The following is a 22,820-nucleotide window of genomic DNA, read 5'->3' on the forward strand; positions in this document are numbered from 1 at the left end:
AACTAAGATTTGGCAAAAGCTCAACGAGGATGAACTCGATGCACCATTGGGATCTGTATTGGCAAACCACACATAGTCTGAATAGTTTTGTTGACCACCACAGCACGGGTTACAAAGATGAGGTAGAGCAGTTTTGGCTATCCTGTTTTAGCCAGTGTTATTCAGCGGGTAAAATTCTTGATATTGCAACAGGTAATGGTTCTTTAGCCGTTGCAGCGCAGCGCTATCTGGATTTGCATGGTTTGCAAGGCGAAGTATGGGCTACGGATGCAGCAGATATAAATCCGGTCAGGCATTTTTCATCTCAGCCTGAATTGGTTGCTCTTCTTCAAAAAATAAATTTTTATCCAAAAGTTCAGACTGAACAACTACCTTTTTTAGCGGATTATTTTAGCTTAGCAGTAAGCCAATTCGGTTTTGAGTATGCTCAGGTTATGACTGCATTTCAGCAAGTTTTTCGGGTACTAAAACCTGGCGGGTGTTTTCAGGCCATAGTGCATCATGCAAACTCTTTTATATCTGAAGATACAGATAACAGCCTCAAGTTGTTGGATATGGTGTTAGTGCAGCTGACTTTAACTCAGGACGCTTGTTCAGTACTTGAGTATGCTGAGCAAAAAATAAAACAAGCTGTGATGCTAAAAACAGATGCGCATTTTTCTGCTTTGAATCAGCAGTTGATTGCAAAAGTGCAGCAGTTCTATCAACACTGTATAAACAGCAACAATGAAGCCTGGTTTAATGCTTTTGCTGCCGATTTTATTCCATTGCTCACTAACTTACAGCCAGGTGCTTTATTAAAAATGACAGCTTTGGAGCAGTCATTAGTGAGCTACAGGCTCAGATTAGCAGAACAAAAAGACTGCCGCTGGTCTGAATCACAAGTACAACAACTTAAAGCTCAGTTGTCGGCATTAGAATGGCAGCAGGTTCAGATCGAACCATTTTATACATCAGAAGGTTTGTATGGTTGGGCTTTGAGTATAACAAAAGCAAGTTAGCTGCTTTTAGCGCCGGCTTTTTTTTGACTCTGGCATAGATCACAAAGCAAAGTAGCTGGATCATGATTCAATGCTTCAGGGCTGATGGGGCTGTCGCATTGAGCGCAGAGGCCAAATAACCCCATTTGAAACTGACCTAAAGCAGCCAGTACTTGCTCCAGTCTTTGCTGTTTTTGTTTGAGAACACCTGAACTTTTTCCTTCCAAAAGCTCAGGCCAAAGGCTTTGAGGCTGAGTCTGCAATAAAAGCTGTAATTGGCTGTAATCATCCTGAGTTGACGCAGTGACGACCGTCATGATGTCATTGCTTAGTTGAGCAAGTTCAGCCTCCAGTTTGATTTTCAGCGGTTTCTGATCTTTAGTTTGCATCTGCGACTCCCCGTTTATTACTATAGTCTGCAGCAGCGAGTCTTTGCTTATCCTGATTTATATCAATAAAAAGCGAAGTGCTGAAATTTTTTTGTACCCGGGCAGGTCTACTCAATGCAACTTAATGCAACCACAAGGAACATCGTTATGAAATCAAATAAAACTACTGCTGTTGCCGTCAGTGCTTTAGTACTGGGTTCTTTAGCTACTCTGAGCTTAAGCGCAAATGCGAATCCGTTTTCTGCTGAACAGCTGAATGCGGGCTACCAGTTAGCTTCTGCTGAAGCTTCTTGTGGTGCTGACAAAGCCAAAGATAAAGAAGCCAAGTGCGGTGAAGACAAAGCGAAAGACAAAGAAGCCAAATGTGGTGAAGGTAAATGTGGCGGCGATAAAAAAGACGCTAAAGACAAAGAAAAAACCAAAGAAGCTAAATGTGGTGAAGGCAAGTGCGGTGGCGATGCGTAATACCACCAATAGTCAGCCTGCACTCGCAGGCTGACTGTTTTTAAGGAGACGTTATGTCTGATTTTGGTTTAGCGACTTCTCACGTTGGCTTAGGCCTGAGACGTGAAATGCTGAGTTCTGTGTTGGATCAGCCACAACCTGGCATCGACTTTTTTGAAGTGGCGCCAGAAAACTGGTTACCTTATGGCGGTACTTACCAGAAAAAATTTCGCCAGTTAACAGAGCGTTATGCCTTTATTTGTCATGGTTTATCCTTATCTTTAGGAAGTCCTGATCCATTAGATTTGGATTTTGTCCGTCAAATCAAAACTTTTTTAAAAGAACATCAGATTAAGCTCTACAGCGAGCATTTGAGTTACTGCTCTGCGGCTGGGCATCTGTACGATTTATTACCTATTCCTTTTACCGAAGAAGCCGCTGTTTATGTGGCTGACCGTATCCGTATGGTGCAGGATATTCTTGAGCAGCCATTAGTCGTCGAAAACGTTTCTTATTATGCAGCGCCTGGTCAGGAGTTGACTGAGCTTGAATTTACCAATGCAGTGTTAGAGCTGGCTGACTGTAAGCTGCTATTAGATGTGAATAATATTTACGTTAATTCAGTCAATCACAGTTATGATGCTCTGGCTTTCTTAAAAGGCCTGCCAACAAAACGTATTGCCTATGGTCATGTCGCAGGGCATTACCGCCAACATGACAGCTTACTGATTGATACCCACGGTGCTGATGTCTCTGATCCGGTCTGGGTTTTATTATCTGAAGCTTATCAGCATCATGGTCTGTTTCCGACTTTGCTGGAGCGGGATTTTAATATTCCGGATATGCAGCAACTGCAACTTGAGTTGGAGCATATTCGTCGCCTGCAGCCAACTGACTCTATGAAGTTAAGGGCCTGATATGAAATTTCAGCAGGTTCAGCATCAATTCGTTGCTTATTTACGTTCTCCTGATCAAAGCGAAAAGCCCGCAGATGTCGATCAGGAACGCCTGGATGTTTATCGGGAGTTATTGTTTAACAATGTGTCAGGTTTTGTCAGCAGTGCTTTTCCTGTGCTGAAATCTTTGTATACAGAGCAGGCATGGCAACAGCGGTTACAGCTATTTTTTGCAAGCTATCGCTGCGAGAGCCCATTCTTCTTATCCATAGCCATGAGTTTCTTAGATTTTTTACAGGACCACTACGAGCTCCAGGGCGATGACCCTGTCTTTATGCTGGAACTGGCGCATTACGAGTGGCTTGAACTGGAATTGGCAACCCGCAAGGCACAAGTCGGGTTTGCAGTGACGGATCTAAAACAGCAGTCGCTGCAGTTGTCTGAACTGGCATCAGTACAGGCCTATCAGTATCCGGTGCATAAAATTTGTGTTGAGTTTCAGCCCACAGAAGCCGAAGCCAGTTTTTTACTGATCCATCGCAATTCTGATGACGAAGTAAAATTTATCGCGTTAAATCAACTGACCACTTTGCTGTTACAGGTATTGGCACAACAGCCTGGTTTGACCCTGACTGAACTGGTGGGGCAGTTATCGCCTTACGTGCCACAACTGGATTCTACTCAGTTATTGTCGGGTGCAGAGCAAATACTGCTAAATTTTGCAGAGAAAGGCATAGTGCATGCTTTTCAAGCTGACTAAAATTCATTACCATGTTCCACCTTTTTAGTGAATGAGTTCGCATTATGGCAGACGAAAATTTTAAAGAATCTTTTGGCATAGGCCAGTTAGTTTTACTGATTGTCGCTTTTCTGGCGTGCTTATGCCTTCCTCCAATTATCAGCTGGGTTCGCTTTTTCAGCTAAAGTGTTGCGAGTGATAAAAAAACCGCCTTGTGGCGGTTTTTTTATCTATTTTAAGTCGTGCTGTTTTTGCCCGACTTTGTTTTTTGTTTTAAGAACAAGGCTCTGAGAATGACTACAGAATCTCTTTCCGCTTTATTAAGTCAGGTGATTAAAGCTGTGCCTGACTATCCAAAGCCAGGTATTTTATTTCGTGACGTCACCAGTCTGATGCTGGACGCTGATGCGTTTGCGAAGGTGATTGATGCCTTCAAACAGCAGTATCAGGGCAAAGGTTTTACTAAGATTGTTGGTACTGAATCCCGTGGTTTTATTTTTGGTGCACCTTTAGCTTATGCGATGGGATTACCTTTTGTGCCAGTGCGTAAACCGGGAAAATTGCCACGTGAACGTATTGCTCAGTCTTATCAGCTTGAATACGGTGAAGACACGCTGGAAATTCATAAGGACGCTATAGCGGCCGGAGATAAGGTGCTGTTAGTGGATGACTTATTGGCTACAGGTGGTACTATTGCTGCAACAACCAGTTTAGTCGAGCGCTTAGGTGGCAAAGCCACAGACGCCGCCTTTGTGGTAAATCTGCCGGATTTGGGCGGACAAGCCCGTTTAGAAAAGCTGGGTTTGAACCTTTACAGTCTGGTTGAATTTGCAGGCGATTAATTCCAACAACAGGCAGGTGGCATGAGTTATCAAGTACTGGCAAGAAAATGGCGACCGCAACATTTTGGTCAATTGGTCGGCCAGGATCATGTGAAAACAGCGCTGACCAATGCGCTGAATCACAACAGATTACATCATGCCTATTTGTTTACCGGCACCCGTGGTGTCGGTAAAACCACCATAGCCCGTATTTTTGCCAAAAGTTTAAACTGCGAAACTGGCGTTACCTCTACGCCTTGTGGAGTCTGCAGCGCTTGTGTTGAAATTGATCAGGGTTTTTTCGTTGATCTGTTAGAAATTGACGCTGCCTCCCGCACTAAAGTGGAAGATACTCGCGATTTACTTGATAACGTGCAATACGCGCCAAGCCGCGGCCGTTATAAAGTCTACTTAATCGACGAAGTGCATATGCTTTCGCGTCACAGCTTTAACGCACTTTTGAAAACTCTGGAAGAACCACCACCTCATGTGAAGTTTCTGCTGGCGACTACTGATCCACAAAAGCTGCCTGTCACAGTGTTATCCCGTTGTTTGCAGTTCAGCTTAAAGGCGTTAAGCCCGGAACAAATTAAACAGCACTTATCTTATGTATTGGCGCAGGAAGGCATTCCGGCAGCAGAAGATGCGTTAGCTTTATTAGCCCGAGCTGCCAAAGGCAGTTTACGCGATTCATTAAGCTTGACTGACCAAGCTATAGCCCAGAGTAATTCCAACATCACAGTGCCTCTGGTGCGCGATATGTTGGGGTATCTGGAGCAGCAGTGGGCTGAGCTTTTACTAGCTGCTGTCATTAACCGGGATTTAGCTGCGCTGAAACAGCATCTGGATCAATTAGTGCAGCAGCACAGTCATTTTGCCCATGTGCTGGATGATATGCTGGCCTTACTGCATTTAGCGGCCTTAAGTCAGTTTAACTGGCAGGCTGCTGATTTGGTCACAGATCACAGCGCTTTTGTCCAGCAATTAGCGGAGCAGCAAAGCCCTGAGCAGTTACAGCTGTTTTATCAGTTACTGATTTCCGGTAAAAAAGAATTGGCCTTTGCACCAGAGCCACGTATTGGTCTGGAGATGGCGTTATTACGAGCTGTGGCTTTTGTGCCAGGAGCTGCTGATACTTCTCCTGCGATGCGCGCGTCGCTTCCTGTATCACATGCCGCTGAACTCAAAGCTAAATTTAATTTACCCGAAACTACTGCTCCGGCTAAAGAGCCCGAACCTGCGCTTGCTATGGCAGAGTCATTGCAGTCAAAGCCCGAAGCTGTAGTTGAAATGCCTCCGGAGCAGCATGTTGCAACAGAAGTTGTGACTGCTGTTGCGCAACCAGCTGCTGCAGGTATTGCTGCTTCTATTTTGGCGCGCCGTGGTATTAAAGCTGATGCTGTTAGCGCTGATAGAGCTGTGGAGACTCAGAGCGAAAAAAAGTCTGAACCAGCTCCTGCTGTAGCCAAGGCTGCAGAGCCTGCTGCTATACCAAGAGCACAAGCTGCTCCAGCGGCAGTCGAGCAGCCCGTATTACAACAGCAGGCTGTGTTAGAGCAGCAAGCCCCTGTGAATCAGCCGTCTCGGACGGCTCCAGCTGTTATTCAGCACAGCCCGGTTATGCCTGCTGCTGTGCCTGAACAGCCAGAAGCGGCAATGTCCGCTTATCCGGATGAATCTGATATGTCAGATATACCGACAGAGGATGCAGATTTTGCAGCCGACTGGGCCTGGCAGGAATTTCAGCAGCAACATCAATCTGAACCTGTGCCAGAATCACAGCCAGTTGCAGCGGCGCCAGAAGCTAAGGCACAGTATAGGTTTGATGGTGTGATCACAGCCGAAAACTTTTCAGTGCGACTTGCCGCTCAGGTCGATGAGTGGGCTGCTTTAGTGGATAGCCTGAATTTAGGCGGATTATTACGTTTGTATCTGCTGCACAGTTGCATCAGTTGGGTAGGGAACACTGTGCAGTTGCTGGTTTGTCAAAGCCAGCAACATCTGGATAAAGAAAAATTCCGTGCTGAAATTGTCAAAGAGCTGAGTCAGGCTTTTCATAAAACGGTTCAGCTGGACATTCAGTATCAGCCTTGGGTAGAGACTTGCCCTGTGGCTATTCAGCAGCGTATTGAGCAGGAACGTCTGGTTTATGTAGAGCAGTTGCTGCAACAGGACCCATGGGTGGTACAGCTGCAAAAAGACTTTGGGGCGGAAATAGTCGCCGATAGTATTATCGTCAACTAATTCGTCTTGTATTTTGGGGCTCAAGTCATTATCTTGTCGCCAGTTTAATCGAGTCATTTTTAAAGAGAGTACAGTTATGTTCAAAGGTGGTGGTGGCGGTTTAGGCAATATCATGAAGCAGGCGCAAGCCATGCAGGATAAAATGCAAAAGGCCCAGCAGGAATTGGCTAATCTGGAAGTCATAGGCGAGTCGGGTGCAGGTCTGGTGAAAGTCACCATGACAGGCAACCACAATGTACGCCGTGTCAGCATCGACGACAGTCTGATGCAGGATGACAAAGAAATGGTTGAAGATTTAGTTGCTGCAGCTATTAACGATGCGGTACGCCGTGTTGAAGAAAATAACAAAGCGAAAATGGCTGCTGTAACGGGTGGTATGCAATTACCTCCTGGTTTTAAGATGCCGTTTTAAGTGGTTATCTGATCCACTATGAGCAAATTTAGCCCATTGTTGCAGCAGTTGATCGACGCCTTGCGTATATTGCCGGGCGTAGGTCCAAAGTCGGCACAACGTATTGCCCTGCAGTTGCTGGAACGCAACCGTTCAGGCGCTGTGCAGTTGTCGAAAGCCTTGGCTGTGGCTATGGAGAAAGTAGGGCATTGCCAGCAGTGCCGTACTTTTTGCGAAACTGATTTATGTGCGATTTGCTCAGACCCGAGGCGAAGCGACAGTCAAAGCCTTTGTATTGTCGCCTCGTCTTCTGATCAGTTTGCTATAGAGCAAACAGGTCAGTTTAAAGGCCGTTATTTTGTCTTGCAGGGCCAGTTGTCGCCACTTGATGGCATAGGTCCTTCTGAATTGGGCCTGGATTTACTGCAAAAGCAGCTGGGTACAGGTTCAGTGCAGGAAGTGATATTGGCAACCAACCCAACAGTGGAAGGGGATGCCACAGCTTATTACATTGCCGAGCAGTGTAAAAAGTATCAGGTCAATGTCTCCCGTATTGCGCATGGTGTGCCTGTGGGGGGGGATTTAGAGTATGTGGATGGGACTACCTTGTCGCACGCCTTTAGTGGCCGCAAACCTATCTGAGCTTCGTCATTGAAGCTATAGCTTTGTTGGCTGCGCCTCTCGCCCCAATCGCATAGTAAGCTATGCTCAGGGGGACTCGCTTGCTTGCCGCCGCGCTCTAGCTCCAATGCCTTTGCTCAGTACCTTCGTCCTTGATACTATAGCTTTGTTGGCTGCGCCTCTCGCCCCAATCACATAGTGGCCTATGTATGTTGGGACTCTTTCACTTGCAGCCTTGCTACAACTCCAATGCTTTTGGTCAGAGCCGTAGCCACTGTCTATTCTTTATCCAATTGCCTGATCCTCCATTTTGTTCTGAGTTTTGCCGCTATTGCCCCCTTGATATTTGTGGGTATTAAACCCATATCCTTGCCAGCACAATTCGAAAGGCGCTACGCCCTTGCATAGGCGCTTTTGCATTAAAGTCATTCCACGAAAGATAAGGAGCTGTATATGACTGAAACAGTACAAAAACAAAAGCACGGCTTTCAGGCCGAGGTCAAACAACTTCTGCAGCTGATGATCCATTCGCTGTATTCCAATAAAGAAATTTTCCTGCGCGAACTGGTATCCAACGCCTCAGACGCGGCCGATAAACTGCGCTTTTTAGCTTTGTCAGACAGCAGCCTGTATGACAATGACGGCGAGTTACGGGTTCGGATCAGCCTGGATGAAGCAGCTAAAACCATTAGCATCAGCGACAACGGTATTGGTATGACGCAGGATGAAGTGATTAGCCATTTAGGCACTATCGCGAAATCCGGCACCAAGGAATTTTTCGGTCAGCTCTCAGGCGATCAAAGCAAAGATTCTCAACTGATTGGTCAGTTTGGTGTAGGTTTCTACTCTGCTTTTATTGTGGCTGACAAAGTGACAGTCAAAACCCGTAAAGCCGGTGCGCCAGCTGATTCTGCTGTTGAGTGGGAATCGACAGGCGAGGGGGAATACACTATTACTCCTATCGTCAAAGCAAGCCGTGGTACAGAAATTATTCTGCATTTACGTGACGAAGAAACTGAATTTTTAAATCAGTGGAAAGTCGAGTCTATTGTGACTAAATATTCTGACCATATCAGCATTCCGGTGGAAATGTATCAGGAAGGTACACCAGAGCAAGACGGTGAAGAGGGCGAAAAAATCCCTGCCACTGAAGGGTTCTGGAAAGCAGTCAACAAAGCCACAGCGCTTTGGATGCGTGATAAATCTGAAGTGACTGACACGGAGTATCAGGAATTCTACAAACATATTTCGCACGACTGGACTGAGCCATTAAGCTGGAGTCATAACAAAGTAGAAGGCAATACCAACTACACCAGCTTATTGTATGTGCCGAAAAAAGCACCTTTTGATATGTGGAACCGTGAAGCCCGTCATGGTTTAAAACTCTATGTACAGCGCGTGTTTATTATGGATGACGCTGAACAGTTTATGCCAAGTTACCTGCGTTTTATCAAAGGTGTGTTGGACTCCAGCGATTTACCTCTGAACGTCTCCCGCGAAATTTTGCAGGATACTAAAGTGACACAAAGCCTGCGTAAAGGCTGTACATCCCGCGTATTAAAAATGCTGGAGAAAATGGCCAAAGCTGAGGATCAAACCGAGTACCAGACTTTCTGGACTGAGTTTGGCCAGGTGATGAAAGAAGGCCCGGCAGAGGATTTCGCTAACAAAGAAACTATCGCTAAGTTGCTGCGTTTTGCTTCGACTCACAACGACAATGCCGATCAGACGGTCAGCTTAGAAGCTTATGTCAGCCGGATGAAAGAAGGTCAGGACGAAATTTATTTTATCGTTGCCGACAGCTTTGAGGCGGCCAAACACAGTCCGCACTTAGAAGTGTTGCGTAAAAAAGGCATCGAAGTTCTGCTGTTATCCGACCGCGTTGACGAGTGGTTAATGCAGCACCTGACTGACTTTGAAGGCAAAAAACTGCGCTCTATCGCCAAAGGTGGCCTGGATATCAGCAAGCTGGATGACGAAGAAACCAAAAAAGCTCAGGAAGAAACGGAAAAGCAATTTGCTGCTGTGACTGAACGTTTTAAAACAGCTTTAGGTGATCAGGTCAAATCAGTGAAAACCAGTCATCGCTTAACCGACAGCCCAGCTTGTATTGTCACTGACGAGTTTGATATGAGCACGCAGATGATGAAGCTGATGGAATCTGTGGGTCAGAAAGTACCGGACGTGAAACCTATTTTTGAACTGAACCCGGATCATGCGTTGGTGAAACATATTGCCGATGTGCAGGACGAAACGCAGTTTAAACAGTGGGCTGAAGTCTTGTTTGATCAGGCCTTATTAGCTGAACGTGGTAGCCTGAAAAATCCTGCAACTTTTGTCAGCCGCTTAAACGCGCTGCTGCTGGATTTATCGAAAAAAGCATAAGTTTTACTCTGAGTTTAAAAAGCCTCTGCAAGCGCAGGGGCTTTTTTATATGCTGTGCAGTCCTGCACAGCACTCTTCGGGCCATCGTCGCTGCTCTTCGATGTTCAAAATTGATCCAGACAATTTTGTGTCTCAGGAAAGATTTTCAGCTCTTCCCCTGTCTCTTATCACAACAGCATGATGCGGAGCCTGATTGTGATACAACAAAGTATCCTCTTTTATCAAAAACTAGTGACCAAGCTACAGCAACTGGACTTTATTTCTTTGTTATTGCTGCGGCTGTACCTGACCTCTGTGATGATGCAGGCTGGCTGGACTAAGCTGCAAAACTTTGACAGTACCTTGAGCTGGTTCGCTGATCCGGACTGGGGTTTAGCTTTACCTGTGCCTGCGCTGATGTTGTCTTTAGTGATTCTGTTGGAACTTGGTGGTGGTTTAGCTTTGCTATTGGGTTTATTCACCCGACTGACCGCTTTGGGATTAAGTATGACCATGCTGGTGGCTATGCTGACAGTGCATGCGAAAAATGGCTGGCTGGCGATAGCGGATGCGTCAAGCTGGCTGGCTGATGGCACTATTTTCAGTAATGAAGCTGTGATGGCAGCTCCCGATAAACTGGCCAAAGCCAATGAAATCTTGCAGCAACAACCGGATTACAACTGGCTTATCTCCAGCGGCAAATTGGTGGTGTTAAATAACGGTATTGAATTTGCTGCGACTTATTTTGTCATGCTGTTGCTGTTAGTTGTTTATGGGGCAGGGCCTTGGTTAAGTCTGGACTATTGGTTGAGTCGCAAAGCGGCCGCAGCGGTAACAACACAGGAGACTGTAGCTTGAGTTTTCTTAGGTCTATGTCCTATAGTGAGCAGCCACAACCGGAAACCAAACCGGATACGGCGCTCTTGCCTACAAGGACAACGAATGTGATGTGGTGGTCAACGAATAAAGCGACTGCAAAAAAACAGACGCCGGAAAAAGAGCAGCGTCAGCACAGCTATATGCAACTGGTACGTTTATATCATGCGGATTTATACCGCTATAGCTGCTGGATTTGTCGAAGCGCTGATATTGCGGAAGATTTAGTGCAGGATACTTATTTACGAGCCTGGAAAAGTATTGATTTGCTTCAAAACGAAGCCTCTGCCAAAGCCTGGTTGTTTACTATTTTGCGCAATGAAAATGCCCGACGTTTTGAACGTAAACAGTTTCAGTATCAGGAAGTAGAGCAGGAGTTGCTGCTGGACGAACATCAGGTGAGTCCTGAGCAATTGTACTCACAGCAGCAGTTACTAAAGCAAATTGAGAGTCTGGAGCCTGAATACAGTGAGCCGTTGATCCTGCAAATTATCGGCGGTTTTAGTGGAGACGAAATAGCACAATTGTTGTCTCTGAATCTTAATACAGTGAATACCCGTTTATTCCGCGCCCGTAAGCAATTACGGGATTTGTTAAGCCATGAAACCGTCAGGGAGCAAAAAAATGGATGAGTTAGAAGTTCGCCGTCGTTTGCTGACTGACCCCTATCATTTGACCCCTGAACAACTACAGCAGTTGCAGCAGGACCCGGATAGTCAGCAGTTTCATCAGGATGTACTGGAGCTGGATCAGCAGATTAAACAGCTGTTAAGTCCACCCGTGCCAAAAGCGCTGGAAAATGCGTTGTTGTTGCAACAGCACAAACACAAGCAACAACAGCAGAAACGCTTTTATCAGAATCTGATTGCGTTAGCCGCTTCTGTGGCGTTTTTAGCAGGTTTTGCGCTGAACTGGTCGTTTTTTCTGTATGGCTCGCAAAGCCTCGGCGAAAATTCGCTGGCTCATGTCTACCATGAAGAGCCTTATATCCAGCATATGACGACGGCTTTGTCTCTGTCCGATGTGAACGCCAAATTGGCTGAGTTTGATGCCAGCCTGGTTGAAAACGGCCATGCTGTAGTCTACGCGAACTTCTGTAATTTCCGTGGCACCCGATCGTTGCATCTGGTCGTGGAGACAGAACAAGGATTGATGACAGTCTTTGTGGTACCAAAAGAGAACTCATTGGATTATGAAGCAGAGTTTCATGATGACAAATACCAGGGACGTAGTATCAATAGCCACAAAGCTATTCTGGTGATGGTCAGTGATAAAGCTGAAGTGCTACGACAAGGTGAACAGCAACTGCTAAATAACCTGCAATTTAAAGCCTGATAAAAATGGGCTTCGGAGTACTTTATGTACTTCCGAAGCTTTTCTTTATAAAATTCCTGGTTTTATTGATCTCAATCAATTTAGGTCGATTGCATTAGATGTCGTTTCAATTTTAAGTTATATAAATCAACAGTTTATAATGTGCGTGTTTTGGTTGTTATTTCGGCAGTTACACAATTTGACCTCAGCAGCCTTGTTGTAGGGGTTGCTCTGCAACGCAGTGAAAATGCACCACTTTAGTCGAATAGCATACTGTCTTTATTCAACTTTTTTTTCTTTTAGCCGTATTTCCCCTCTATAGATGGCCCAATCGACTGTTGTAGTAAGTTATCCTACCAAAGTAGGCTTGACTTGGGCCGATCAGGTAAGACAAGCAGACAAATTCCTTGTCTGATGAAGCACATTATGTAAAGATTCATCCCCTATAACAAATGGATCAATCCCAGGTTAATTGAGGATCTTTGTATGCGTATTATTTTGTTGGGTGCCCCGGGTGCTGGTAAAGGAACTCAGGCGCAGTTTCTGATGAACAAGTATGGGATCCCACAAATTTCGACTGGTGACATGCTGCGTGCTGCCATCAAAGAGGGCACTGCTTTAGGTCTGGCAGCTAAGCAAGTGATGGATGCAGGCCAGCTCGTGTCTGATGACTTAATTATTGGTTTAGTGAAAGAGCGGATCAGCAAAGAAGATTGTGCTAAAGGCTTCTTATTGGATGGTTTCCCGCGCACTATTCCACAAGCTGACGCGATGAAAGCCAATGGCGTGGTGGTTGATCACGTCATTGAGTTTGATGTGCCGGATGATGTGATTGTAGAGCGTATGAGCGGTCGTCGTGTGCACCCTGCTTCAGGACGTGTTTATCATGTCAGTTACAATCCACCAAAAGTGGATGGTAAAGATGATCTGACCGGCGAAGATTTAGTGATCCGTGAAGACGACAAAGAAGAAACTGTACGTAAGCGTTTAGGTATTTATCACGAGCAGACTGAACTGCTGGTCGGTTATTACCGTAAAGAAGCTGAACAGGGCCGCACTCAGTACCACTATATGGTTGGGACCTTGCCAGTTGAACAAGTCAGTGCAAAACTCGAGGCGTTATTAGGTTAACCCCTGCCAGTTTCATCGAAGCCCACCTAGAGTGGGCTTTTTATTGGATCCTGTAGCGATTTCTGTGGGTCTAAGGATTCAATGAGCTTCAGTCTCATCCGCAGACTATTTCAGTCGATAGTTCTGCAACAACTTTAAGGGCATCAATGTGACTTTAGCTATTACCTCTTTTTACGCGGCGATTCTGGCACTGTTGTATGTCGTATTGGCTTGTTTAGTTGTGCGTCAGCGTTTTAAGTTTCGCGTTGGTCTGGGAACAGGGAAAGATCCGCAGTTGTTACAAACGGTACGGATGCACGGCAATTTTTCTGAATATGTGCCGTTTTTGCTTATTCTTGTTGCGCTACTGGAGTTACAACAAGGCCCTGCCTGGCAATTGCATCTGGTGGCTGGTTTAACTTTAGCTGGACGAGTACTGCATGCCATAGGTTTGTGGCGCAGCAGCGGCACGTCGGTGCCTCGTTTTTTAGGTATGATTTCGACTTTCGCTGCACTTATTGTAGGTGCAGTGTTTTTACTGGCGAAGTAACAGATGCAAACTACGGTTCTGATGCTGCACAGTTCACTTTCCAGTGGACGCCAATGGCAGGGTTTGAAACTGGCTCTGAAAGCCGACTATCAAGTGCTGAATCCTGATCTGCTGGGTTATGGCAGTAATACAGCCAGTTACCCCCGGCCTATGCAACTGGCTGATGAGGCCAGCCAGCTGTGGCCTTTGCTGGAAGGACATCCTGCAGCTTCAGTGATTTTGATTGGACACTCTTTTGGTGGTGCAGTCGCTTTGCATATGGCCAGGACCAGGCCTGAACTATTTAAAGCCGTGTTAGTGTTTGAACCTGTGGCTTTTCATTTATTTAAAACGACAGAGCCTGCTTTGTATCAGCAGGTACAGCAGTTAAGCCAGCAGATGCTGAATGTAAGCCCAAAAGACGCAGCAGCGCTTTTTATTGATTATTGGCAAGGTGAAGGTTATTTCCATCATTTGCCGGATGTCATGCAGCAAAAACTCACAACGCAAGTAGGGAAAGTGGCTGCTGATTTTGAAGCTTTAAGTGAAGAGCCCGCAACATTTACCGATTACGCCACTGCTATCCACTGTCCTGTGTTGCTGTTAAGTGGCGAGCAAAGCCAGTTATCAGCACAACGTTTGGCAACAATGCTGGCAGGTGTTTTGCCTTGCGTCGAGTTCCAGACAGTAAAAACGGGCCACATGGGGCCCGTTACAGATGCAGAACTGGTGAATGCTGTTCTGCTTGAGTTTATTCAGCGTTTAGCCGTTACTAAGCCTAGCCATTACTAAGTTTATCCATTACTAACCTGGGCTAAATGTTCATTCAGCAGCGCAGGTTCGACTTTGACCGTCGACTGCTGATTAATGCTGATTTTGCGTGGTTTTAACGCTTCCGGTACTTCACGTACCAGCTCAATATGCAACAGGCCATGGCTCATCTGAGCGCCCGTCACTTTAATATAATCCGACAACTGGAACTTCCGCTCAAAGTTACGCTCTGCTATGCCCTGATGCAGGAAGCGGCGGCCTTCGGTTTTATCGGCCTTCTGACCTCGTACCACTAAGTTGTTGTGTTCAGTTTCAATCGACAACTCGTTTTCATCAAAGCCGGCAATAGCCATGGTAATACGGTATTGATCCTCACCTGTCACTTCAATATTGTACGGTGGATAAGCGGGCTGCTTTTCATTGCGGGCTGCAGCATCCATCAGGTTAGCTAAATGATCAAAACCAATAAATGAGCGGTAGAATGGGGTGAAATCTAAAGTGTTCATAATCAAATCCTCTAAGGCAAATAATCTATTCTGCTCTTCAAATGAACGAGCAATGTAAGCAGGTGCCGGATGGCCACCTGCTGTTTTAATATGTTCGCTTAGATAATTTTCAAGAGAGGGGCGAGCAAATATTTAAGATTTTTTGCCGGTTATTTGCGCAAGAGCAGCCATGCTATGAGCGTAATCCGGTTCCTGCGCCAGCGCTGGAACCAACTGCTGATAGGCCAAATTCCCTTTTGCATCAATAATTAAAACGGCGCGAGCCAGAATGCCCATATCTTTAATTAATAGGCCGTAATTACTGCCAAAATCACGCCAGACAGCATCAGATAACACCAGTAACTGATCGACTTTTTCCTGAGCACAATAGCGTTTTTGCGCAAAGGGGAGGTCGGTAGAGATGGTCATCATCACCACATCGTCAGACACTTTGCTCACTTCCTGGTTAAATCTTTTGGTTTGCAGCGAGCAAATGCCGGTATCGACACTAGGCACTACACTGATCAATACTGTTTTACCTTTAAAGTCGCTTAATTTGATGGTTTTAAACTTCTCGTCCACCACCTGAAAATCAGGTGCCTGTTGTTGTAACTGCACCTGATGGCCTTGTAATTCAACGGCCTTATTACCGGCTTTAACTTCGGATAATCGACTTGGCAACTGTGCATTTAAATCAACGGCCCAGGCTGCGGGACTTAAGGCTAAACTAACAATGATGGTTTTTATCAGATTTGACGACATTCAAATGTCTCCCAGATTGGTAATACGGCTGAAAGTGAAAAAAATAGTAGGTGTTGCTTATTTTTTGTCAGATACTACACAGGGTTAGCGCAGAGCCACCTTTCTGACTACACTGGAAAATAACAATACGTGAAGTGAGCCGTAAATGGTAGCAGCAGTTTTGATATGTGACGATTCCAACCTTGCACGTAAACAAATGGCAAGAGCTTTACCTGCAGAGTGGCAGCAAAATATCCAGTTTGCGGGTCATGGTGGGGAAGCTTTGGATATTTTACAGCGCCAGCCAATCGACTTACTTTTCCTTGATTTAAATATGCCGATCCTGGATGGTTATCAGGTGCTTGCAGCTATTCAGCAACAACAGCTGTCCGTCAAAACTATAGTGGTATCAGGTGATATTCAGCCGGAAGCCCGTGAACGGGTTTTATCTTATGGCGCGTTGGATTTTATTAAAAAGCCTGTCGACCAACAAAAGCTAAATCATGTGCTGGGTCTGGTTGAACAAAAAACCATTCAGCAACAAGCACAAGCTAAAACCGAACCCAAAGTCGCAGCAGTAAAAAACACCGGCTCTTTTGTATTATCCAACGATTTACGTGATGTGTTCCAGGAGCTGAGTAATGTAGCTATGGGGCAGGCCGGTGATTTATTGGCGCGCCTGCTGAAGGTCTTTGTCAAACTGCCTATTCCTAACGTCAATGTCATTGAAGTTAGCGAACTTCATATGGCGATCGCCTCAGTAGAGCAAAAAGAAAACACCTCAGCTGTTTGCCAGGGCTTTATAGGTGGTGGTGTCGCAGGTGAAGCGCTGCTGATACTCAATGACTCCAGTTTTGTTGATATAGCCCGGTTGATGCAATACAACGGCGAGCTGACCACCAAAGTGGAGCTGGAGCTATTGATGGACATTGCCAATATTCTGATTGGTGCTGTACTAAAAGGGCTGGCTGAACAAATTGATATGACCTTTAGTCAAGGCCACCCTGTGGTGTTAGGACAGCATGCACCTGTCAGTGAACTGATTAAAGCCAATGCCAGACGATGGCGTCGAACTTTAGCGATAGAAATCAGCTATGGTATTGAAAACTATAATATCAGCTGCGATTTATTACTGTTGTTTACCGAAGACAGTATTAAAACCCTGAACTATAAAGTCGAATTCCTGCTGGAAGATTAAATGTCACAAAACAACGTAGATGTATCCGAAATCCACTGGTTGATGGACATGTTCCAGACGGTTGACGTTGGCCTGGTGGTGTTATCTGCTGATTACCGCATTCAAGTGTGGAACGGCTTTATGGAAAACCATAGCGGTCTGACGCCCCGTCAGGTGCGCGACAGATACCTATTTGATTTATTCTCTGAAATTGATGAAGACTGGTTGCGACGCAAATGCGATCCGGTGATTTTATTAAAGAACCGTGCTTTTACCATTTGGGAGCAGCGGCCTTATATTTTCAAGTTTCGTAACTACCGGCCTATTACAGGCTCGGCGGAATATATGTATCAAAACAGCACTATATTCCCGCTGACCGATACTATGGGCAGAGTGACCCACCTTTGTCTGATTATTTATGATGTGACGGACGTCGCTGTCAGCAGGCTAGAGTTGGAGTCGATGAATGGACAGCTACGCACTTTGTCCAAAACCGACTTCCTGACCAGCTTAAATAACAGAGGCTCCTGGGAAGAAGCGCTGATCAATGAATACAAACGCATAAAACGCAGCGGCCATCACAGCACTTTGTTGATGTGTGACATTGACCACTTTAAGCGGGTGAACGATACCTTTGGTCATGCTGCTGGTGATGCGGTGATCCAACAGGTTGCTGCTGCTGTGAAAAAAAATCTGCGTAGCACTGATGTGGCAGGCCGTTATGGTGGTGAAGAGTTTGCTGTGTTACTGCTCGATACCACAGTAGAGCAGGCGATGTTTTTTGCGGAACGTCTGCGCAAAAATGTTGAAGCTATGGCGGTGGAATATAATCAGCAAATATTGCGGGTGACCGTCAGTATAGGTGTGGCTGAATACCGCGAAGACATGGGCGAGTATCGAGACTGGCTGGAAGCCGCGGATAAGGCTTTGTATCAATCCAAGGCGGCAGGGCGTAACTGCATTACTAAAGCAGTGTCAGAGTAAAGGCTCTGACACGCTGCTACAGTGGGCAACTCCCTAATAGTTTCACGCTACCATCTTCGTTTAGTTGCTCCAGTTGCACATTAAAACCCCAAAGCCGGTGTACATGTTTCAGCACCTGCTGGAAATTGTCTGACAGCGGAATACGTTTGTTAGGAATAAATCTTAAGGTTAGGCTGCGATCTCCTGTGATATCCGCGCTATACACCTGAATATTAGGTTCAATATTGCTTAAGTTGTACTGAGCTGACAAAGTCTGGCGGATTTGCTGGTAACCTTCAGCGTTATGAATAGCGACCACTTCCAAAGTGCTTTCTTTGTCATCGTCTGTGATGGCGAATAAATGAAAGTCCCGGATAATTTTTGGCGATAAATACTGGCTGATAAAACTCTCATCTTTAAAGTTTTGCATGGCAAAATGCAAAGTTTCCAGCCAGTCCGAGCCTGCAATATCCGGAAACCACTCTTTGTCTTCTTCGGTTGGGTGCTCGCAAATGCGGCGCAAGTCGGTAAACATGGCATACCCCAAAGCATAAGGGTTAATACCTGAATAATATTTGCTGTGGTATTCAGGCTGAAACACTACATTGGTATGGTTATGCAGTACTTCCAGAATAAACTTGTCGGTGACTAAGTTCTCCTGATACAGATGTTGCAATATGGTGTAGTGCCAGAAGGTTGCCCAGCCTTCATTCATCACTTGGGTTTGTTTTTGCGGGTAAAAATACTGCGAAATTTTCCGTACTATACGCACTACTTCACGTTGCCAGGGTTTGAGCAGCGGCGCATTTTTTTCAATAAAATACAAAATGTTTTCCTGAGGTTCAGATGGAAAACGGTACTCATGCTCTGCAGATAAATCACCTTTATTCGGAATGGTTTTCCACAGTTGATTGACCTGAGACTGCAGGTAAGCTTCACGGTCTTTCTGACGTTTTTGCTCTTCGTCCATCGAGATTTTTTGTGGTCTTTTGTATCTGTCGACACCGTAATTCATCAGCGCATGGCAGGAGTCCAGCATATCTTCCACTTCACTGATACCGTATTTCTCTTCACAGTGACTTAAATACTGTTTGGCAAACACCAGGTAATCGATAATGGATGACGCATCAGTCCAGGTTCGAAATAAGTAATTGTTTTTAAAAAATGAGTTATGACCATAGCAGGCATGCGCCATCACCAGCGCCTGCATGGTCATGGTGTTTTCTTCCATCAGATAAGCAATACAGGGATTGGAGTTAATCACAATCTCGTACGCCAGCCCCATAAAACCCCTTTTGTAGTTTTGCTCTGTCTGGATAAACTTTTTGCCATAGGACCAGTGGTTATAGCCAATGGGCATGCCAACACTGGAATAAGCGTCCATCATTTGTTCGGCCGTAATCACCTCAATCTGATTAGGGTAGGTGTCCAGTTTATAGAGTTTGGCGACCCGTTCAATTTCTGCCTGATACTGGCCTAATAATTCAAAGCTCCAGTCCGGGCCGTCGGATAAAGGTTGTTTTTGTTCAACAGAAGACATAAGCAACTCCCTGAAGTCAGTAGCTAAGCAGCCTGTTTTTTGAAGAGCTCACGAAATACAGGATAGATGTCCGCTACTTGCCGTATCGGCTGAATGGCAAAGTTATCAAAACTCTGCTGCAATTTTTCGTACTCCAGCCACAGGCTTTGATGGGGCCGTGGGGTAATTTCGATATAGGCGTAATAGCGCACAAAAGGCAAAATCTGCTGTGCCAGCAAATCTGCACATTGCGGGCTGTCATCGGCCCAGTTATCACCGTCTGAGGCTTGCGCTGCGTAGATATTCCACTCAGCCGGGTTATATCTGTCTTTGACAATATCGGCCATCATTTTTAGCGCGCTGGACACTATAGTGCCGCCTGTTTCTTGTGAGTAAAAAAACTCTTGTTCGTCCACTTCCTTCGCTTGTGTATGGTGGCGGATATAGACTACTTCGACATTTTTATAGCTGCGGCTTAAAAACATATAGAGCAGAATATAAAAACGTTTGGCCATGTCCTTGGTCGCCTGATCCATAGAACCCGACACATCCATCAGGCAAAACATGACGGCTTTGCTGGTGGGTTCAGGGCGTTTCTGGAAATTGCGAAAGCGTAAATCAAAGCTGTCGATAAAAGGTACTGCGCCTATGCGTTTTTCAAGCAGCTCAATTTGCTCCCGCAGTGCCATTAGTTGATGCTGATCCGGCACTGGCTCTGCTTCGACTAAGGCTAATTTGGCCTCCAGTTCATGCAGTTCACGTTTTTTCCCAACCGTCATTGCGACACGGCGGGCTAAAGAACCTTGTAGTGATCGCACTATATCAATATTGGTGGGCACGCCTTCAGAGCGAAAACCAGCCCGTACATTTTTGTATTGCACCAGCTTATCCAACTGATTTTTTTTCAGATTCGGCAGTTCTAAATCTTCAAATAACAAATCCAGGTATTCGTCTTTAGAAATCGAGAATACAAATTCGTCTTCGCCTTCACCATCTGCACTGGCATCGCCCTGACCTGAGCCAGCACCTTGTCCACCTTGAGGCCGTTTGATTTTATCGCCAGGGCTGAACTGGTCATTGCCCGGGTGTACACGTTCTCTGTGACCACCCTGACCCTGATGGAAAAAAGGCTCCGTAATGTCTTTGCCGGGAATAGAGACTTTTTCACCGTTGTTGATATCAGTGACACTACGTTTGCTGATGGCATCGGATACAGCTTGTTTAATTTGCTGCTTATAGCGGCGAATAAAGCGCTGTCGGTTGACAGCACTTTTGTTTTTGCCATTTAAGCGTCGGTCAATAAAATGCGCCATACAACCTCCAAGGCTCTGACCTTACTGCGATTTGCGAACCCGTAAATACCACTCGCTGAGTAAGCGCACTTGTTTACGGGTGTAGCCTTTCTCCATCATACGGTCGACAAAATCATCATGTTTTTTCTGATCGTCGGTGGAGGTTTTGGCGTTAAAGGAAATCACAGGCAACAGCTCTTCGGTGCTGGAGAACATCTTTTTCTCTATCACAGTGCGAAGTTTTTCATAGCTGGTCCAGGTTGGGTTTTTGCCATTATTTTTGGCTTTGGCCCGCAGCACAAAATTGACGATTTCATTGCGGAAATCTTTTGGATTACTAATGCCTGCTGGTTTTTCAATTTTCTCAAGCTCAGCATTCAGTGCAGCTCTGTCAAAGAGCTGACCGGTTTCAGGATCACGGTATTCCTGATCCTGGATCCAAAAATCAGCATAAATGACATAACGGTCAAAAATATTCTGGCCATATTCAGAGTAAGACTCCAAATAAGCGGTTTGAATTTCTTTGCCGATAAACTCGATGTATTTTGGGATTAAGTAGCCTTTTAAATGCTCCAGATAACGCTCTGACACATCGGACGGGAATTGCTCCCGCTCTATCTGCTGCTCCAGCACATAAAACAAATGCACAGGGTTAGCGGCTACTTCGGTCGAGTCAAAGTTAAAGACACGGGATAAAATTTTGAAAGCAAAACGGGTGGATAAACCCGACATGCCTTCATCCACGCCCGCATAATCGCGGTACTCCTGATAAGACTTCGCTTTAGGGTCTGTGTCTTTTAAGCTTTCGCCATCATAAACCCGCATTTTGGAATACAAGCTGGAATTTTCCGGCGCTTTTAAACGCGACAATACGGCAAACTGTGCCAGAGAGGTTAAAGTCGCAGGAGAGCAAGGAGCGACTTTTAATTCACTATGCTCCAGCAGTTTTTCGTAAATTTTGACTTCTTCAGACACCCGCAGGCAATAAGGCACTTTGACAATATAAACCCTGTCTAAAAAGGCTTCGTTGTTTTTGTTGTTGCGAAAAGTCTGCCATTCCGACTCGTTGCTGTGCGCCAGAATAATGCCTTCAAAGGGCAGGGCGGCGAGGCCTTCGGTGCCGTTGTAATTGCCTTCCTGAGTGGCAGTTAACAGTGGATGCAGCACCTTAATAGGGGCTTTAAACATCTCAACAAATTCCATCAGGCCCTGATTGGCACGGCATAAAGCGCCTGAGTAGCTGTAGGCATCCGGATCGTTTTGGGCAAAATGTTCCAACTGACGGATATCGACTTTACCTACTAAAGACGCTATGTCCTGATTGTTTTCATCACCAGGCTCAGTTTTGGCAATACAGATTTGATCCAGAATCGAAGGGTATTTTTTTACCACTTTAAACTGGCTGATATCGCCGTTGAATTCATGCAGGCGTTTACTGGCCCATGGCGACATAATGGTTTTCAGGTAACGTTTGGGAATGCCGTATTCCTGCTCCAGAATATTGCCATCTTCGTTGACGTCAAACAGACACAAAGGGCTGTCGTAAACAGGTGAGCCTTTGATGTAATAGACAGGAACCTGCTGCATCAGCGATTTTAACTTTTCGGCCAAAGATGATTTACCACCACCGACAGGGCCTAGCAGATACAAAATTTGTTTGCGCTCTTCCAGTCCCTGGGCTGAGTGCTTCAGGTAGGAGACAATTTGTTCTATCGCATCTTCCATGCCATAAAACTCGGCAAAAGCCGGATAACGGCCAATGACGCGGTTGGAGAATAAGCGGCTTAGTTTAGAGTCCTGTGCTGTATCAATCAGCTCAGGCTGACCAATCGCCATTAACAAACGCTCGGCAGCGCTTGCATAACAACTTTTGTCTTTTTTACACAGCTCCAGATATTCCTGAATGCTGTATTCCTCTTCTTTGGATGCTTCGTATCTAGATTTGTAGTGCTCAAAAATGCCCATAGTGCACCTCCGAAACTGGTCTGTGGGAACTGAATGCAAATAAAGCCACTGATGTAAGGTTAGACAGTAAAAAAGCGCTTCGCTCAACTAATTCACAGAAAAATATGAATTTTTTTGTAGCGATGAGTGAACAGAACAGTAAGGTGGGACTCTGATTAGAGTCTGGGTTTTAATTAGGGACAAAAGAAA

At 45.6% G+C, this 22,820-nt stretch carries 23 protein-coding genes; 17 read left to right on the plus strand and 6 right to left on the minus strand.

Annotated features, from left to right (window positions below):
* Positions 1 to 38: 38 nt before the first annotated feature.
* On the plus strand, positions 39 to 1,001 hold the full coding sequence (locus tag LSG34_RS12470; RefSeq protein WP_233009434.1) for a class I SAM-dependent methyltransferase: 963 nt from the start codon (positions 39 to 41) through the stop codon (positions 999 to 1,001).
* Here LSG34_RS12470 and LSG34_RS12475 read toward each other — a convergent pair.
* On the minus strand, positions 998 to 1,369 hold the full coding sequence (locus tag LSG34_RS12475) for a hypothetical protein (protein ID WP_233009435.1): 372 nt from the start codon (positions 1,367 to 1,369) through the stop codon (positions 998 to 1,000). The two genes, LSG34_RS12470 and LSG34_RS12475, sit on opposite strands and share 4 nt — an antisense overlap.
* A 147-nt stretch (positions 1,370 to 1,516) precedes the next feature.
* On the opposite strand from LSG34_RS12475, the gene LSG34_RS12480 reads away from it, so the two are divergent.
* The 14 genes from LSG34_RS12480 (at position 1,517) to LSG34_RS12545 (ending at position 14,510) form a co-directional block, all read left to right on the plus strand.
* Positions 1,517 to 1,834: an HvfA family oxazolone/thioamide-modified RiPP metallophore gene (locus LSG34_RS12480; protein ID WP_233009436.1), complete on the plus strand. Its 318-nt coding sequence runs from the start codon at positions 1,517 to 1,519 to the stop codon at positions 1,832 to 1,834.
* Positions 1,835 to 1,887: 53 nt separating this feature from the next.
* Entirely contained in the window at positions 1,888 to 2,730 is an 843-nt protein-coding gene (locus tag LSG34_RS12485) for an HvfB family MNIO-type RiPP peptide maturase (RefSeq protein WP_233009437.1), read from the plus strand.
* 1 nt (position 2,731) lies between these two features.
* Complete coding sequence (locus LSG34_RS12490) at positions 2,732 to 3,469, plus strand: HvfC family RiPP maturation protein (protein ID WP_233009438.1); 738 nt, start codon at positions 2,732 to 2,734, stop codon at positions 3,467 to 3,469.
* A 272-nt stretch (positions 3,470 to 3,741) separates the two neighbouring features.
* Positions 3,742 to 4,290, plus strand: a complete 549-nt coding sequence (apt, locus tag LSG34_RS12495) for an adenine phosphoribosyltransferase (RefSeq protein ID WP_233009439.1) — start codon at positions 3,742 to 3,744, stop codon at positions 4,288 to 4,290.
* Between the two features lie 21 nt (positions 4,291 to 4,311).
* Positions 4,312 to 6,513: a DNA polymerase III subunit gamma/tau gene (gene dnaX, locus LSG34_RS12500; protein WP_233009440.1), complete on the plus strand. Its 2,202-nt coding sequence runs from the start codon at positions 4,312 to 4,314 to the stop codon at positions 6,511 to 6,513.
* A gap of 76 nt (positions 6,514 to 6,589) precedes the next feature.
* A complete protein-coding gene (locus LSG34_RS12505) occupies positions 6,590 to 6,925 on the plus strand; it encodes a YbaB/EbfC family nucleoid-associated protein (protein ID WP_233009441.1) in 336 nt (111 codons plus the stop codon).
* An 18-nt stretch (positions 6,926 to 6,943) separates the two neighbouring features.
* Positions 6,944 to 7,546: a recombination mediator RecR gene (gene recR, locus LSG34_RS12510; protein WP_233009442.1), complete on the plus strand. Its 603-nt coding sequence runs from the start codon at positions 6,944 to 6,946 to the stop codon at positions 7,544 to 7,546.
* A gap of 432 nt (positions 7,547 to 7,978) precedes the next feature.
* Positions 7,979 to 9,910: a molecular chaperone HtpG gene (gene htpG, locus LSG34_RS12515; protein ID WP_233009443.1), complete on the plus strand. Its 1,932-nt coding sequence runs from the start codon at positions 7,979 to 7,981 to the stop codon at positions 9,908 to 9,910.
* 195 nt (positions 9,911 to 10,105) lie between these two features.
* The gene (locus tag LSG34_RS12520; RefSeq protein WP_233009444.1) at positions 10,106 to 10,747 is read left to right on the plus strand and encodes an HvfX family Cu-binding RiPP maturation protein; all 642 of its coding nucleotides are present in this window, start codon (positions 10,106 to 10,108) and stop codon (positions 10,745 to 10,747) included.
* A gap of 89 nt (positions 10,748 to 10,836) precedes the next feature.
* Positions 10,837 to 11,397, plus strand: a complete 561-nt coding sequence (locus LSG34_RS12525) for a sigma-70 family RNA polymerase sigma factor (protein ID WP_233009445.1) — start codon at positions 10,837 to 10,839, stop codon at positions 11,395 to 11,397.
* Positions 11,390 to 12,100, plus strand: coding sequence for a DUF3379 family protein (locus LSG34_RS12530; protein WP_233009446.1), 711 nt, complete (start codon positions 11,390 to 11,392; stop codon positions 12,098 to 12,100). The genes LSG34_RS12525 and LSG34_RS12530 overlap by 8 nt, the downstream gene beginning before the upstream one ends.
* Positions 12,101 to 12,565: 465 nt before the next feature.
* On the plus strand, positions 12,566 to 13,210 hold the full coding sequence (gene adk / locus LSG34_RS12535; protein WP_233009447.1) for an adenylate kinase: 645 nt from the start codon (positions 12,566 to 12,568) through the stop codon (positions 13,208 to 13,210).
* A gap of 148 nt (positions 13,211 to 13,358) precedes the next feature.
* Positions 13,359 to 13,739: an MAPEG family protein gene (locus LSG34_RS12540; protein WP_233009448.1), complete on the plus strand. Its 381-nt coding sequence runs from the start codon at positions 13,359 to 13,361 to the stop codon at positions 13,737 to 13,739.
* A gap of 3 nt (positions 13,740 to 13,742) precedes the next feature.
* Positions 13,743 to 14,510, plus strand: a complete 768-nt coding sequence (locus LSG34_RS12545) for an alpha/beta fold hydrolase (protein WP_233009449.1) — start codon at positions 13,743 to 13,745, stop codon at positions 14,508 to 14,510.
* A gap of 2 nt (positions 14,511 to 14,512) precedes the next feature.
* Here the strand turns inward: LSG34_RS12545 and LSG34_RS12550 are convergent, their stop codons facing one another.
* Positions 14,513 to 14,995 carry an Hsp20 family protein gene (locus LSG34_RS12550; protein WP_233009450.1) on the minus strand — a complete coding sequence of 161 codons (483 nt, stop codon included), beginning with the start codon at positions 14,993 to 14,995 and terminating at the stop codon, positions 14,513 to 14,515.
* 132 nt (positions 14,996 to 15,127) lie between these two features.
* Entirely contained in the window at positions 15,128 to 15,736 is a 609-nt protein-coding gene (gene tpx, locus LSG34_RS12555; protein WP_233009451.1) for a thiol peroxidase, read from the minus strand.
* Positions 15,737 to 15,881: 145 nt separating this feature from the next.
* Between tpx and LSG34_RS12560 the strand changes: the two genes are divergently transcribed.
* The gene (locus tag LSG34_RS12560; RefSeq protein WP_233009452.1) at positions 15,882 to 16,913 is read left to right on the plus strand and encodes a response regulator; all 1,032 of its coding nucleotides are present in this window, start codon (positions 15,882 to 15,884) and stop codon (positions 16,911 to 16,913) included.
* Complete coding sequence (locus LSG34_RS12565) at positions 16,914 to 17,876, plus strand: sensor domain-containing diguanylate cyclase (protein WP_233009453.1); 963 nt, start codon at positions 16,914 to 16,916, stop codon at positions 17,874 to 17,876.
* A 16-nt stretch (positions 17,877 to 17,892) separates the two neighbouring features.
* On the opposite strand, the gene LSG34_RS12570 is transcribed toward LSG34_RS12565, so the two are convergent.
* Genes LSG34_RS12570 through LSG34_RS12580 form a run of 3 tightly spaced genes read right to left on the minus strand, consistent with a single transcriptional unit; the run spans position 17,893 to position 22,631 of the window.
* A complete protein-coding gene (locus LSG34_RS12570; protein WP_233009454.1) occupies positions 17,893 to 19,395 on the minus strand; it encodes a SpoVR family protein in 1,503 nt (500 codons plus the stop codon).
* A 23-nt stretch (positions 19,396 to 19,418) separates the two neighbouring features.
* Complete coding sequence (locus tag LSG34_RS12575) at positions 19,419 to 20,687, minus strand: YeaH/YhbH family protein (protein ID WP_233009455.1); 1,269 nt, start codon at positions 20,685 to 20,687, stop codon at positions 19,419 to 19,421.
* A 21-nt stretch (positions 20,688 to 20,708) separates the two neighbouring features.
* Entirely contained in the window at positions 20,709 to 22,631 is a 1,923-nt protein-coding gene (locus tag LSG34_RS12580; protein ID WP_233009456.1) for a PrkA family serine protein kinase, read from the minus strand.
* Positions 22,632 to 22,820 lie beyond the last annotated feature (189 nt).

This window comes from Rheinheimera faecalis (genome assembly GCF_021290965.1).
GTDB lineage: Bacteria > Pseudomonadota > Gammaproteobacteria > Enterobacterales > Alteromonadaceae > Pararheinheimera > Pararheinheimera faecalis.

Excerpts from the sequence above, each read along its gene's own strand:
- LSG34_RS12470 (WP_233009434.1), top strand. The coding sequence starts at position 39 with ATGCACCATTGGGATCTGTATTGGCAAACCACACATAGTCTGAATAGT.
- LSG34_RS12475 (WP_233009435.1), bottom strand. The coding sequence starts at position 1,369 with ATGCAAACTAAAGATCAGAAACCGCTGAAAATCAAACTGGAGGCTGAA.
- LSG34_RS12480 (WP_233009436.1), top strand. The coding sequence starts at position 1,517 with ATGAAATCAAATAAAACTACTGCTGTTGCCGTCAGTGCTTTAGTACTG.
- LSG34_RS12485 (WP_233009437.1), top strand. The coding sequence starts at position 1,888 with ATGTCTGATTTTGGTTTAGCGACTTCTCACGTTGGCTTAGGCCTGAGA.
- LSG34_RS12490 (WP_233009438.1), top strand. The coding sequence starts at position 2,732 with ATGAAATTTCAGCAGGTTCAGCATCAATTCGTTGCTTATTTACGTTCT.
- apt (WP_233009439.1), top strand. The coding sequence starts at position 3,742 with ATGACTACAGAATCTCTTTCCGCTTTATTAAGTCAGGTGATTAAAGCT.
- dnaX (WP_233009440.1), top strand. The coding sequence starts at position 4,312 with ATGAGTTATCAAGTACTGGCAAGAAAATGGCGACCGCAACATTTTGGT.
- LSG34_RS12505 (WP_233009441.1), top strand. The coding sequence starts at position 6,590 with ATGTTCAAAGGTGGTGGTGGCGGTTTAGGCAATATCATGAAGCAGGCG.
- recR (WP_233009442.1), top strand. The coding sequence starts at position 6,944 with ATGAGCAAATTTAGCCCATTGTTGCAGCAGTTGATCGACGCCTTGCGT.
- htpG (WP_233009443.1), top strand. The coding sequence starts at position 7,979 with ATGACTGAAACAGTACAAAAACAAAAGCACGGCTTTCAGGCCGAGGTC.
- LSG34_RS12525 (WP_233009445.1), top strand. The coding sequence starts at position 10,837 with ATGTGGTGGTCAACGAATAAAGCGACTGCAAAAAAACAGACGCCGGAA.
- LSG34_RS12530 (WP_233009446.1), top strand. The coding sequence starts at position 11,390 with ATGGATGAGTTAGAAGTTCGCCGTCGTTTGCTGACTGACCCCTATCAT.
- adk (WP_233009447.1), top strand. The coding sequence starts at position 12,566 with ATGCGTATTATTTTGTTGGGTGCCCCGGGTGCTGGTAAAGGAACTCAG.
- LSG34_RS12545 (WP_233009449.1), top strand. The coding sequence starts at position 13,743 with ATGCAAACTACGGTTCTGATGCTGCACAGTTCACTTTCCAGTGGACGC.
- LSG34_RS12550 (WP_233009450.1), bottom strand. The coding sequence starts at position 14,995 with ATGAACACTTTAGATTTCACCCCATTCTACCGCTCATTTATTGGTTTT.
- tpx (WP_233009451.1), bottom strand. The coding sequence starts at position 15,736 with ATGTCGTCAAATCTGATAAAAACCATCATTGTTAGTTTAGCCTTAAGT.
- LSG34_RS12560 (WP_233009452.1), top strand. The coding sequence starts at position 15,882 with ATGGTAGCAGCAGTTTTGATATGTGACGATTCCAACCTTGCACGTAAA.
- LSG34_RS12565 (WP_233009453.1), top strand. The coding sequence starts at position 16,914 with ATGTCACAAAACAACGTAGATGTATCCGAAATCCACTGGTTGATGGAC.
- LSG34_RS12570 (WP_233009454.1), bottom strand. The coding sequence starts at position 19,395 with ATGTCTTCTGTTGAACAAAAACAACCTTTATCCGACGGCCCGGACTGG.
- LSG34_RS12575 (WP_233009455.1), bottom strand. The coding sequence starts at position 20,687 with ATGGCGCATTTTATTGACCGACGCTTAAATGGCAAAAACAAAAGTGCT.
- LSG34_RS12580 (WP_233009456.1), bottom strand. The coding sequence starts at position 22,631 with ATGGGCATTTTTGAGCACTACAAATCTAGATACGAAGCATCCAAAGAA.